This is a genomic window from Flavobacterium polysaccharolyticum (assembly GCF_038739875.1).
GTDB classification, from domain to species: domain Bacteria; phylum Bacteroidota; class Bacteroidia; order Flavobacteriales; family Flavobacteriaceae; genus Flavobacterium; species Flavobacterium polysaccharolyticum.
Map to the genome: position 1 here is coordinate 233,987 of NZ_JBCGDP010000004.1, position 13,389 is coordinate 247,375.

Annotated in this window: 9 protein-coding genes and 1 tRNA gene; 4 read left to right on the plus strand and 6 right to left on the minus strand. The window is 37.6% G+C overall.

The window, feature by feature from the left end; translation table 11 throughout:
- Positions 1-25 precede the first annotated feature (25 nt).
- Together WFZ86_RS06050 and WFZ86_RS06055 are read left to right on the plus strand one after the other, a co-directional pair.
- On the plus strand, positions 26-1,003 hold the full coding sequence (locus WFZ86_RS06050) for a hypothetical protein (protein ID WP_342691106.1): 978 nt from the start codon (positions 26-28) through the stop codon (positions 1,001-1,003).
- A complete protein-coding gene (locus WFZ86_RS06055) occupies positions 1,000-2,103 on the plus strand; it encodes a glycosyltransferase family 2 protein (RefSeq protein ID WP_342691107.1) in 1,104 nt (367 codons plus the stop codon). The genes WFZ86_RS06050 and WFZ86_RS06055 overlap by 4 nt, the downstream gene beginning before the upstream one ends.
- Before the next feature lie 143 nt (positions 2,104-2,246).
- Here WFZ86_RS06055 and WFZ86_RS06060 read toward each other — a convergent pair whose 3' ends face one another.
- Entirely contained in the window at positions 2,247-2,723 is a 477-nt protein-coding gene (locus WFZ86_RS06060) for a hypothetical protein (RefSeq protein ID WP_342691108.1), read from the minus strand.
- 227 nt (positions 2,724-2,950) lie between these two features.
- Here WFZ86_RS06060 and WFZ86_RS06065 point away from each other — a divergent pair, with 227 nt between their 5' ends.
- On the plus strand, positions 2,951-3,451 hold the full coding sequence (locus WFZ86_RS06065; RefSeq protein WP_342691109.1) for a DUF456 domain-containing protein: 501 nt from the start codon (positions 2,951-2,953) through the stop codon (positions 3,449-3,451).
- A gap of 216 nt (positions 3,452-3,667) precedes the next feature.
- On the opposite strand, the gene WFZ86_RS06070 is transcribed toward WFZ86_RS06065, so the two are convergent.
- From WFZ86_RS06070 to dnaE, 5 genes are all read right to left on the minus strand, one after another.
- Positions 3,668-3,741, minus strand: a tRNA-Asp gene (locus tag WFZ86_RS06070).
- An 86-nt stretch (positions 3,742-3,827) separates the two neighbouring features.
- Positions 3,828-4,766 carry a DUF58 domain-containing protein gene (locus WFZ86_RS06075; RefSeq protein WP_342691110.1) on the minus strand — a complete coding sequence of 313 codons (939 nt, stop codon included), beginning with the start codon at positions 4,764-4,766 and terminating at the stop codon, positions 3,828-3,830.
- Between the two features lie 243 nt (positions 4,767-5,009).
- On the minus strand, positions 5,010-5,327 hold the full coding sequence (gene trxA, locus WFZ86_RS06080; protein ID WP_024980008.1) for a thioredoxin: 318 nt from the start codon (positions 5,325-5,327) through the stop codon (positions 5,010-5,012).
- A 210-nt stretch (positions 5,328-5,537) separates the two neighbouring features.
- On the minus strand, positions 5,538-6,482 hold the full coding sequence (locus WFZ86_RS06085) for an outer membrane beta-barrel protein (protein WP_342691111.1): 945 nt from the start codon (positions 6,480-6,482) through the stop codon (positions 5,538-5,540).
- Between the two features lie 175 nt (positions 6,483-6,657).
- Positions 6,658-11,202, minus strand: coding sequence for a DNA polymerase III subunit alpha (gene dnaE / locus WFZ86_RS06090; RefSeq protein ID WP_342691112.1), 4,545 nt, complete (start codon positions 11,200-11,202; stop codon positions 6,658-6,660).
- Positions 11,203-11,901: 699 nt separating this feature from the next.
- Between dnaE and leuC the strand changes: the two genes are divergently transcribed.
- Positions 11,902-13,296, plus strand: coding sequence for a 3-isopropylmalate dehydratase large subunit (gene leuC, locus WFZ86_RS06095; protein ID WP_342691113.1), 1,395 nt, complete (start codon positions 11,902-11,904; stop codon positions 13,294-13,296).
- Positions 13,297-13,389: the final 93 nt, after the last annotated feature.

A 13,389-nucleotide genomic window follows, 5' to 3' on the forward strand; every position in this document is an offset into this window, starting at 1 on the left:
TTCTTTGCGCAATAGTTTCTACGGTATGATTTCAATTCCACACAAAACTAAACAATTCCTTGTACTTCTAGTCAAACTTTCGATAGTTGGGGGAGCGTTTTATTTTATCTACAACCAACTCGCCAATAATGACCAGCTCGATTGGGAGAAGTTTATCGTGCTGTTTCGCAAAAATCAATCCGTGGGAGGCATTCTTTTCATTCTCTCGTTTAGTGTCTTGAATCGCTATTTCGAAATTTTGAAATGGCAAAACTTAGTCCGTTTTCTGCATCCTATTTCGATAGGCGAATCTACCAAACAAGTATTAGCCGCTTTAACTGCGGGTTTGTTTACCCCAAACGGCGTGGGCGAATACGCTGGAAAAGCCTTGTATTTCGACAAAAAATCAACCAAAAAAATCATATTTTTAAATCTGATTTGCAACGGAATCCAAATGATTTTGAGTATCGTTTTTGGCATTTTCGGCTTGTTGTATTTCAACGCTATTTTCGCCATTATCAAACCCAAAACCGTGCTATTGCTCTTTGGAGGGCTTTTGCTAATCGTACTGATTTTTTTCTTTTCAAAGAAAATCAACATTAAAGGTTACTCCATAGAAAAACTAATTCACAAAATCAACGAAATCCCAAAAGCGATTCATCAAAAAAACATACTGTTAGGTACGTGTCGCTACTTGGTTTTCTCGCATCAATACTATTTTTTGTTTTTGGCTTTTGATGTGGATTTACCCTATTTGACAATGATGGCTGCGATTGCTTCGGTCTATTTTCTGGCTTCGTCTTTACCTACTTTTCAGTTTTTGGATTTTGCGGTAAAAGGAAGTGTGGCGGTTTTTTTCTTTGGAATTTTGGGCGTTAACGAGTGGATTGTGGTTTTCATTTCGACTTTGATGTGGTTTTTGAATGTAGTATTACCAGTAGCCATTGGAAGTTATTTTGTTTTGAAATTTAAAAGCCCCCTAACCCCGGAAGGTGGAAACATTAATCTCAAAGAAAAACAATGATTTTTGTTTTACTAAGCATAGTAATCGTTTATGTGCTGACTATAAGTTGGCTGATTTATGGTTTTACTCAAGTCCCGTTGTATAAAAAACAAGAGGTGACTCCAAAAACCACGTTCTCTATTTTAGTACCTTTTCGCAATGAAACCGAAAATTTGCCGATTTTACTAGAAAGCATTTCCAAACTAAAGTATCCAACGGATTTATTTGAAGTGCTATTGATTGATGATGCATCAGAAGAAAAGTTCTCAGTTCTCAGTTCTCAGTTCTCAGTGAGCATCATCAACACTATTCGACAATCGAATTCACCCAAAAAAGACGCTATTACCACAGGCATTCCTTTGGCCAACAACGAGTGGATAGTGACCACCGATGCCGATTGTATTGTTCCCGAAAATTGGTTACAAACACTGGATGATTATATCCAAAATCATAAAGTTGAAATGATTGCTGGGGCGGTAACTTATGACTGCAAGCCTTCGTTTTTGCATCATTTTCAGCAATTGGATTTGACGAGTTTACAAGGGGCTACCATTGGAAGTTTTGGGATTAACAAAGGTTTTATGTGTAATGGTGCCAATTTTGCTTATACCCAATCACTTTTTCAAAAATTGAATGGATTTGCCGGTAATGACAAAATAGCTAGTGGCGATGATGTTTTCTTATTACAAAAAGCCATAACTAAATTTCCAGAAAAAGTACATTATTTAAAATCGAAGGACACCATTGTCCGAACACAACCTACGGATAGCTGGAAAGCCTTGTTTCATCAGCGCGTGCGATGGGCTTCTAAAACCAGCTCCTACCAGAGTCGGTTTGGAATAGGATTAGGATTAGTCGTTTTTGCAGGTAATCTTAGTTTGATTCTGGTATTGGTATTGGGATTTTTGGGTTGGATTCCTTTTCTCTATGTAGCATTACTTTGGCTTGCTAAATTTATTGTAGACTCGATATTGCTCTACACCACCCATCGTTTTTTGAGTCCTTCCAAAATACGCTATGGATTAGCCAGTAGCTTACTTTATCCTTTTTTCAGCACTAGTGTGGCTTTGTATGCTGTTTTTGGTTCTTACGAATGGAAAGGGAGACGATTTGAAAAATAATCGTTTGGTTACACTCGACTGCCATAGCCCAGATGGGAACGGAATCCTGTGGCTCCGGGGTTCGGAGCGACAGATATAGTGGACAGCTGGAAATAGCTCCTCACTTCGACTTGGCTCAGTACAGTTCAACTCAGGATAAGCTATTATTCTACTTTTAAAATTACTGGCAAAATAAATTGTGTTTTCACAGGAATTCCCCGTTTAATCGCGGGATTTACCTTAGGAAAATCGACCAAACGGGCGCGAAGAATACTATCAATTTTGATGGTATCGTAAGCCACAGAATCCTTGGAAAATTGGGGTTCAAATTTTAGTGTTGAATTGGGAAAAACGGTGACTTTGACTTCGATGGTATCAAGCTCTGGATACAGTACCGCCAAGGTGTCTACACTCAATTTTTCTTGAATCAATTGTGTCAATCGTTCAAAAAAGCACTGCTGTTGTTGCTTCTTGTCGGTCACGCTTTCACAATCTACCAAAGAGGGATATTCGTCAACTTCTTTCCAATTAATGGATTTCAATTCCTTTTGAAGCAATTCCTTTTCAGAGGGAACTTGCTTCTCAAAATATTGACAAGAGGCGAACACCAGCAACAATAGATAACAGTAACTTTTACTCAAAGCAGTTGTTTGGATTGGACTAATATTAAACAAAAATACACTTTATTATAATTAACTTCGACTGTAGTTTGAGTTGTAAATGATTTTATAGTTCTCTACAACCATTTTTTTATACTTAAGAACCGCAATATTGCTCTTAATAAAATTCTTTTTCAAAGAAATTTAATACTTTTACAATACTCCCAAAATACCACAAATCTGATTTCAAAATTACTAAAAATAAATTTATGGACATACTGCTTTTAAGCGTCGGGTTTTTATTTGTTATTTTAGGAATTTTAGGCAGCTTTTTACCATTACTCCCTGGTCCTAGTCTGAGTTTTATAGGCTTACTTTTATTATATTGTACCGATGCAATTCCTGTAAATTATTGGATTTTGAGCATCAGCTTAGGACTTACTTTGCTTTTAACCATTTTAGACTATGTGATTCCAGCCAAGGGAACCAAAAAATTTGGAGGAAGTACCTATGGTATTTGGGGCACCAATATCGGTTTAGTGATTGGATTACTAACACCTATTCCTTTTGGATTCATCATCGGGCCTTTTTTAGGCGCTTTTATTGGCGAAATGCTATATGATAACAAAGATCACCAACGTGCTTTAAAAGCTGCCACTGGTTCTTTTATAGGCTTTCTAGCTTCAAGCTTTCTTAAGTTTATTGTTTGCAGTGTACACTTAGGTGTTTTTGTTTGGATAGTTTGGCAACATAAAGCCAACTTACTGTAAGATTTGAAAAGTTAAGACACGCTTTAGAGAATTTTTTCAAAAACACAAAACACTCTAAAATCAAAAAAGCCATTCGCCGAGGCGAAAAGCTTTTCATTGGTCTAACTACTAAACCGCGCTACGAGTTACAAATTCGCAGCAAACAACACAACTAACTTTAGATACCGTATTTGGGCAAAAAAGCACTTCATCTCTGAAGTGCTTTCCCCAATATTGCGGTCTGGACGGGACTCGAACCCGCGACCCCATGCGTGACAGGCATGTATTCTAACCAACTGAACTACCAAACCTCTGCGTTATTGCGGTGGCAAAGATACAACAGATTTCTAGTTTTCCAAGCGTTTTTGAAAAAAAATTTAAATAAAAATAACGATTATTATCCAAAGTTTTGTTTTTCAATTAAATAGGTCGTTAAAATTTTTTCAAAATTTTCACCCACACTCACCGGAATATACTTAATCTTGTTCTGTGCACACGTCATAACTACTTTTTCGAAGTATTCCTGCATCTTTTTCTCGTAGGATTCTTTAATAGTATCGGCAAAAACAGCAATTTCTTCACCAGATTCTAAATCTACGAATCGTCTTGGAGTCGCATCGAAGTCAAAATTCAGTTCTGTTTTATAATCCATAACATGAAAAAGAACCACTTTATGCTTATTATGCTTCAAATGCTGCAAGGCTGCAAATAACTTCTCATCCGAGGAACTCGCCTCATTTGACTGAAACATGTCCGTAAAAAGCAATATCATCGATCTACGGTGCATTTTTTCTGCAATTTGATGCAAATAAGTAACCGTATCAGTCGTTTTCTTTGGCGTTTGGTTTTCGAGTAAATTTTCGAGCGTATTCAACAACATTCTATGATGACGATCACTACCTTTTTCAGGAGCATAATATTCATACGAATCCGAAAAAACACTCAACCCCACCGCATCACGTTGCTTTTTTAAAATATTCATCAACACCGCCGAAGCTAAAACCGAGAAACCAATCTTATTCTCATAAAACAACTGGCCGCTTGTTAGTTTCGGATAATGCATAGACGACGAATTATCAATAATAATATGACAACGCATATTCGTCTCTTCCTCATACCGCTTAGTATACAAACGATCCGTCTTAGCATACAATTTCCAATCCATGTGCTTAGTGCTTTCGCCAGCATTATACACTTTATGTTCCGAAAACTCTGCCGAAAAACCATGAAACGGACTTTTATGCATACCCGATATAAAGCCCTCTACGACTTGATTGGCCAGCAATTCCAAATGCTGAAACCTACTTATCTTATCTATTTGTGATTCCATCTTCATCTTCCAAATATATCAAAAATCAACGTTAGATTCTTTTTTTGAAGCAGAAACAAAGGCTTTTTTTACCATCATTGTTCCCGCTGTCCGCTATATCTGTGACTCTGAACCCCAGAGTCACAGGATGCCGCTCCCATCGGGGCTAGAGAGAAACATTGTACCCTTTTGGAGCAACGGACACTCATTTTTGGGCATAAAAAAAGGCTTGACTTTCATCAAACCTTTCTATGTTTTAGAATCTCTAGATTACAACAAAGCATCTAAACTATCTGCATACGTTTGTTTTGGAGCAACCCCTACTTGTTTTCCAACTACTTCGCCGTTATGAAAAACCAAAACCGTTGGAATGTTACGAACTCCGTATTTGGCAGCAAATTCTTGATTAGCATCAACGTCTACTTTTCCTACTACAACTTTTCCTTCGTATTCATTGCTTAATTCATCAATGATAGGTCCAACCATTCTACATGGCCCACACCATGCAGCCCAAAAGTCAACCATTACAGGTTTGTCTGATTTCAAAACTACTTCTTCAAAAGTAGCATCTGTTATTGCTAAAGCCATTTTCTATTTGTTTAAGTGACTCCTCCTCTACTGATTTCGGCGTCGGTTGATATTTTTCTTAAATAAGGCTCAAATTTAGGAATTAAAAATCAATCCCAAAGCATCTGTAAATTAGTTTTGGCTATCATTCCATTGTTTGTGCTTATTTGCAAAAAAAGAGCTGCTCTATCCGAGCAACTCTTTTCAATCTTAATAATTCCCTAGTAAGGATTACAAACTGTATTTCAAGCCTAAAGTCAATCCTAAACCACTAATTCCAACATATGAACTTAATTCATCCAATGCTTCATTAGGCCTAGTTGTATCTTTTCTATCAATTACTGTTGCCGTATTAGGATTAAATAAAGGATTATTAGAATTAACATCCAATCTATCTCTATAATTAGTATGTATTTGAGCTTTTGTTCTAGTCGCTAAAGCATCCGCACCATTTACTGTGAACTCGGTAGTCTCTTTTGTTTTTCCGTGAACTGTAAAGTTACGATATTCTAACTCCGCAAAAAGCGATAGATTTTTTCCAATTTTATAAGAAGTTCCCATTACAGCAGAAAAACCAATCGTTGGATTTGGTTTCACTACATCAACACTATGCACATTACCAAAAGCTGTAGGAACACCTGTCGCACTAAACGCAATTGGAGCGTAAGCATCTGAAGTAATTTCTAAATCACCGTGAATAGGAACCAAAATCCCAACTTTTGTATATGGTTCAAATCCTTTGTGCTCACCTAAAAACAACACTAAAGATGGCGCCAAATCAAATGCAGTAATTTGACCTACTGATTTAAAACTATACACACCTTCAGGCGTGATTGGCAAATCAGATTTAGTTTGAGCCATCGTTTTATCTTTGCTAGAGTAATAGTTCACACCCATCTCTACCCCAACACGTTTGTTAAATCTGTATCCAGCTGTTAATCCTGTTCTAAAACCTTCTCCAAAAGACCCAGTTACACTTTCTTCTGAAACTAACTTCCCTCCTTGATAAACCTTACTTAATGGAAGATTACCCCCAACTGTAGGAAATTCAGTAGCCGCAGTTTGCATAAAATAAGACCCGCCTATTTTAAAATACCAGCTCTCACTTTTTTCGGTTTGCGCCATCATAGCAGTAGCGATCAAAACGAAACCAAATAAAAATAAATTCTTTTTCATAATAGTAATTTTGTTTAACGCTGCAAACTTATAATAATTTAAGTCATTTCAAAGAGACCAACAATTCTAGAACCCTCGAAAACGTTTTCTTGATATTTTTATTAAGAAAAGAATTTTTAATCCATTTTTATTATGTTAAATTACATGGCATGTTCTATTTTTTTAACTCTTAAAATTAATTCAATTTGAAGTTGATTTGCATTTTCTCTAATTCAAATAAAAGCTCATTCGAAATTTTAATTTTTACTTTTCGGCTAGGCATAGCTAGTTTGGTCACAACTTTAATTTCCTCTATTTCCTCTACTTTTGTCGCAGTACTTGACACAGGATTCTCAAGATTCTCTCCTTCTTCAGTCTCATTACCATCAACAAAATCAGCATCCTCTATTCCCTCAATGGCAGTCGTTCTTTCTACCATTCTGCGCACTCGTTCCAACTCCATTACTTCAAAGGTTACCGTATGCTCTCCTTTATTTTGTAAAAACAACTGATTGAGCCTATAAATAAACTCAGTCTCTATATCCTTAATATTTAAAAGTAAGACTAATTTCTTAGCATACGCCTCTAATACATCTTGCAATTGTTTTACCTCAACAAACTGAATTCTAGGGTCGGCTCGTTTACCTGTTTCTTGATTGACCCAACCTTCTTTAACTAGTATCTTTATATAAGTGAAATTGTTTTGGATAAAGAAATGACGAAACTTCAAGTATTCTTCTCCAAAGATTCGGAACTCAAAATTTTCATCATAACCTTCGAGCGTAAACATTCCCCATCCTTTTCCATTTTTGGCTACTCGATGCTGGACGTTATTAATAATACCACCAAACGTCAAGTTTTTTCCAACATGTTGCTCTAAATTTTTAAGAGCCTCTAACCTAACATTGCAGAAGTACTTCATCTCAAATTTATAATCATCTAATGGATGACCTGAAATGTAGATACCAACTACTTCTTTCTCTTTGGCTAATTTCTCCATCGTGCTCCAATCTTCGCATGGCGGCACAACTGGTTCAGCAATTTGCACTTCGCTGGTTTCACCAAACAAACTCACTTGCGAAGAATTTTCATTCTCTTGGTATTTCGCCCCATAACGCATTGCTTTTTCATAAAAGGTAATACCATCACCATCGTCATGAAAATATTGTGCTCGTGTGGTACCTTCAAACGAATCGAATCCTCCTGCCAAAGCCAAATTCTCGATGGCCTTTTTATTCGCCGCTCTCAAATCGATACGTTTGGCTAAATCAAAAATAGATTTGTATTTACCGTCTTTCCTGTTTTCAACAATTGTTGCCACAGCACCTGAACCAACGCCCTTGATGGCTCCCATTCCAAAACGAACGGCATATTCTTCATTTACGGTAAACTTATAGAAAGACTCATTCACGTCAGGTCCTAAAACCTGCAATCCCATACGCTTACATTCTTCCATAAAGAACGAAACTTGTTTGATATCACTCATATTATTCGAAAGTACTGCGGCCATGTATTCAGCAGGGTAATGCGCTTTCAAATAAGCCGTTTGGTACGCAATCCAAGCATAACAAGTTGAGTGCGATTTATTAAAAGCATAACTCGCAAAAGCTTCCCAGTCTTTCCAGATTTTTTCTAAAACCGTTGCATCATGACCTTTGGCAGCTGCTTGTTCCACAAACTTCGGCTTCATTTTGTCCAATACGTCTTTTTGTTTTTTACCCATTGCCTTACGCAAAACGTCGGCCTCACCTTTGGTAAAACCAGCCAAAGATTGAGACAAAAGCATCACCTGCTCTTGGTATACCGTAATTCCGTAGGTTTCAGACAAATATTCAGCACAAGCCTCTAAATCGTATTTGATTTCTTCTTCGCCATTTTTTCTTCGAACGAAAGACGGAATATACTCTAACGGCCCTGGACGATACAAGGCATTCATCGCAATCAAATCCCCAAAAACAGTAGGCTTCAAGTCCTTCATGTATTTTTGCATTCCGGGTGACTCGTATTGGAATATCCCTACTGTTTCTCCTCTTTGGAACAGCTCATAGGTTTTGACATCATCAATAGGAAACGTATCGGGGTCGAGCTGAATTCCTGTTCGGTATTTGACCAACTTAACCGTGTCCTTTATCAATGTTAGGGTTTTCAACCCCAAGAAGTCCATTTTCAACAATCCTGCACTTTCAGCCACCGAGTTGTCGAACTGGGTAACATACAAATCCGAATCTTTAGCTGTTGTTACTGGAACGTAATTGGTAATATCTGATGGCGTAATAATCACCCCACAAGCGTGAATACCCGTGTTTCGCATCGAACCTTCCAATATCTTGGCTTGCTGAATGGTTTCTCCAGCCAAATCTCCTCCATTGGCAATGGCAATCAATTCTTTTACACTATCAAACTCATCCGAACGCAACGCTTTTTTTACGTCCTCTTCTTTTTCAGAAATAAAACGCGCCAAATTCCATTTTGATGGCATCATCCCTGGAATTAGCTTCGCAATTCTATCCGCTTCAAACAAAGGCAAATCCAAAACACGAGCCGTATCTCGAATAGCCGACTTCGTAGCCATTTTACCGTAGGTAATAATTTGCGCTACTTGATTGGCACCATATTTATTGATAACATAATCCATTACACGACCACGGCCCTCGTCATCAAAATCGATATCAATATCGGGCATGGACACACGATCCGGATTTAGGAAACGCTCAAAAAGCAAATCGTATTTAATGGGGTCAATATTGGTAATTCCTAAACAATACGCTACCGCCGAACCCGCTGCCGAACCACGACCAGGTCCCACAGAAACGTCCATTTTTCGTGCTTCGGCGATAAAATCTTGTACAATTAAGAAATAACCTGGATAACCCGAATTGGAAATGGTCAATAATTCAAAATCCAATCGTTCTTGAATCGACTCCGTGATTTCGCCATAACGTCGCTTTGCTCCTTCCATCGTAAGGTGTCGCAAATAGGCATTTTCACCTCTAACGCCACCATCAGCTTCATCTTCTGCCACCACAAATTCTTGTGGAATATCGTATTTAGGCAACAGTACGTCACGGTACAAGGAGTAAATTTCAACTTTATCTACAATTTCTTGAATGTTGATAATCGCATCAGGCAAATCGGCAAAGAGTTTTTTCATTTCCTCACCTGACTTATAATAATATTCCTGATTTGGCAATCCATAACGATAGCCTCGCCCTCTACCAATGGGCGTAGCTTGTTTTTCACCATCTTTTACACACAACAAAATATCGTGTGCATTGGCATCTTCTTTATTTAAATAATAGGTATTGTTGGTGGCAATAAGCTTGACTTGATGTTTTTTAGAGAATTCAATGAGTGTTTTATTCACCCTATTTTCATCTTCTTGATTGTGGCGCATGATTTCGAGATACAAATCGTCTCCAAATTGTGCTTTCCACCAAAGCAATGCATCCTCTGCTTGGTTCTCCCCTACATTCAGAATTTTACTTGGAATTTCTCCGTATAAATTTCCAGACAACACCATAATGTCTTCTTTGTACTGTTCGACTATAGTTCTGTCAATTCTTGGGACATAATAAAAACCAGCGGTGTAAGCAATAGAAGCCATTTTGGCAAGATTGTGATAGCCTTTTTTATTCTTTGCTAATAAAACTACTTGATAGCCATTGTCTTTTTTGGTTTTATCCAAATGGTTGTCACAGATATTAAATTCACAACCTACAATGGGTTTTATTTCGGTTTCAGTAGGCTCTTCTCCACTTTCTACCAATGCTTTATTTTTAGCCGACGCCGATTTGTTGTAATTCATAACGGCACTCACAAAATGAAAAGCACCCATCATATTACCCGTATCCGTCATGGCTATTGCAGGAAACTTATTTTTGGCTGTAGCCGCCACCAAACCACCAATCGCAATGGTGGATTGCAAAACAGAAAACTGTGTGTGATTATGCAAATGAGCAAAAGCTGCTGCCGAAAAATCTTTCTTTTCTGTTTCGGTTAAAATTGGTGCATCGGTAACAACACCTGAGGCTTTAAGTTGTTCCCGAATCGCATCAGAAGCCTTCTTAAGATTGATGTGCTTTAATCCAATTAGCGGAAAAGGGTCTGGATTTTTACTTTGGAATTCCTTGAAGTAAATGGGTTCCACCTCCAACTCTTCTTTGGTAAAAACTTCTTTTCTAATTAATTCTAGAAAACATCTTGTGGTTGCCTCAACGTCGGCAGTAGCGTTGTGTGCTTCTGCAAACGGTTGGTCAAACAAATACTGATGCAACTCGGTAAGCGTCGGTAATTTGAATTTACCTCCTCGACCTCCAGGCAATTTTAGTAAGGAAGCGGTTACTTCTGTACACGTGTCTAGAATCAGCATCTCCCCCATAGGCGAAGCTACACCCAAACGATAGAACTCGCAACCCATAATATTGACATCAAAACCTACATTTTGACCTACAATAAATTTGGCTTTGCCTAAAGCTATATTGAACTTCTCTAATACTTCCGCCAATGGAATTCCCTCTGCTTGCGCCAATTCGGTAGAAATTCCGTGGATTCGCTCAGCGTCATAAGGAATATTAAACCCTTCTGGCTGCACCAAATAATCTTGATGCTCCACCAAATTCCCCATGTCATCATGCAACTGCCAAGCGATTTGTATACATCTTGGCCAGTTATCTGTGTCAGATAAGGGTGCGCCCCAACGCTTGGGTAATCCGGTGGTTTCGGTATCGAATATTAAGTACATAAGTTAAAATAACAAAGATTAAAAATTCCAAAATCCAATTTTGAAACTCCTTAAAACATTGGTTTTATGGAGTATAAAAAACAGTACAATACAAATTGGCGGAAGTTCAAATTTAGTTTTTTTTTAAAGAAACTAGAGGCAATTTGTTTTTTTATTCCAATCTAAATCAAGGTTAAAATTTTAGCACCAAAGCCAAATAAATCTACACCATTTTCATTAAAAAAACAGCAAATCTCATTTTTGGATGTCGTAGTTTTCAATTAAAAAAAAAGTGTTTTAAAGAACTCATTTTATCGATTTTACTTCTAAATAGCACCACTTTCACTTAGCACAAAAACAGCACTTTGCTGACTGTTTTTAATCAAAAAACGAGATTTAGATAGAAAAAACGCAGTGAAATCATTGAAAAAACGGTTTGTTTTAAAAATAACACAACAAAAATCCCATATCTAAAAAGGATTTTAATTTTAAAAAAAGACGTTTCCTTTTTTCAAATCAATAGTAAAACCAATCCAATTTTTTCCTTAAAAAAGAAAGTTATTAATTCTAATCTGCCGTAGAAAAAGAATTTGGGTATCGTATATAATGAAATTTCAAAATTGACACTTTTTATTCGTTTGCTACATTTGCCTTCCAAGTTATACTTTTTGGGTAGCAACCCAACAAAAAAGACCAATACACTTAAAAAAATAGTTAACAATGAGTACTACATTATTCGACAAAGTATGGGATTCGCACGTGGTGCGTAAAATTGAGGATGGACCAGATGTGTTTTTTATTGACCGTCATTTCATTCACGAAGTGACTAGTCCCGTTGCTTTTTTAGGTTTAAAAGCTAGAGGCGTTAAGGTATTATATCCAGAACGTACTTTTGCCACTGCCGATCACAACACCCCGACAATAAACCAACATTTACCAGTAGAAGATCCTCTATCGGCTAATCAATTGAAAGCATTAGAAGATAACGCTGCAGAATACGGTATTTCCCATTGGGGTTTAGGACACCAAAAAAATGGAATTGTTCACGTGGTAGGACCTGAAAACGGAATTACTTTACCAGGTGCTACTATTGTTTGTGGTGACTCACATACTTCAACTCACGGTGCATTTGGAGCCATTGCCTTTGGAATCGGAACTTCGGAGGTAGAAATGGTACTTTCTACGCAATGCATTATGCAACCGAAACCCAAAAAAATGCGTATCAACGTAAACGGAACTTTGAGCAAAGGTGTGGGACCAAAAGACGTGGCTTTGTACATCATTTCAAAACTAACAACTTCTGGAGGAACCGGTTACTTTGTTGAATATGCTGGAAATGTTTTTGAAGAAATGTCAATGGAAGGCCGTATGACAGTTTGTAATCTAAGTATAGAAATGGGTGCTCGTGGAGGTATGATTGCTCCCGATCAAAAAACATTTGATTTCTTGGAAGGCAGATTATATGCCCCAAAAGGAGAAGCTTGGACTAAAGCAGTTGAATACTGGAAAACTTTGAAAACGGATGCCGATGCAGTTTTCGATGCAGAATTAACTATTGATGCTGCTGATATTGAACCAATGATTACTTATGGAACCAATCCTGGAATGGGAATTGGAATTTCAGCATCTATTCCAAGTGCAGATCAAGTAGAAGGTGGCGAGGAAACCTACAAAAAATCTTTGGCCTATATGGGCTTCAATGAAGCTGATACTATGATTGGCAAAACAATCGATTACGTTTTCTTAGGAAGCTGCACCAACGGTCGTATTGAAGATTTTAGAGCTTTTACAGAAATTGTTAAAGGCCGCAAAAAAGCAGATAATGTTACGGCTTGGTTAGTACCTGGCTCACATGTTGTTGAAGCACAAATAAAAGAAGAAGGACTTTTAGACATTCTAACAGAAGCTGGTTTTGTATTGCGTCAGCCAGGCTGTTCGGCTTGTTTAGCAATGAACGATGATAAAGTTCCAGCTGGAAAATATGCCGTAAGTACTTCTAACAGAAACTTTGAAGGCCGTCAGGGTCCTGGATCAAGAACAATGTTAGCCTCTCCAATAATGGCCGCTGCTGCAGCTGTGACAGGAAAACTAACAGATCCACGGGAATTGATGTAATTTTTCACCGCAAAGGGAAATTACCAAAGAACTAAAAATATTTTACAACAACATAAGTCCTCTTACTACTCCCATTCGGAAATTGAGGGCTAA

Coding starts and splice junctions, on each gene's coding strand:
- leuC (WP_342691113.1), top strand. CDS start 11,902: ATGAGTACTACATTATTCGACAAAGTATGGGATTCGCACGTGGTGCGT.
- WFZ86_RS06055 (WP_342691107.1), top strand. CDS start 1,000: ATGATTTTTGTTTTACTAAGCATAGTAATCGTTTATGTGCTGACTATA.
- WFZ86_RS06050 (WP_342691106.1), top strand. CDS start 26: ATGATTTCAATTCCACACAAAACTAAACAATTCCTTGTACTTCTAGTC.
- WFZ86_RS06065 (WP_342691109.1), top strand. CDS start 2,951: ATGGACATACTGCTTTTAAGCGTCGGGTTTTTATTTGTTATTTTAGGA.
- WFZ86_RS06075 (WP_342691110.1), bottom strand. CDS start 4,766: ATGAAGATGGAATCACAAATAGATAAGATAAGTAGGTTTCAGCATTTG.
- trxA (WP_024980008.1), bottom strand. CDS start 5,327: ATGGCTTTAGCAATAACAGATGCTACTTTTGAAGAAGTAGTTTTGAAA.
- dnaE (WP_342691112.1), bottom strand. CDS start 11,202: ATGTACTTAATATTCGATACCGAAACCACCGGATTACCCAAGCGTTGG.
- WFZ86_RS06085 (WP_342691111.1), bottom strand. CDS start 6,482: ATGAAAAAGAATTTATTTTTATTTGGTTTCGTTTTGATCGCTACTGCT.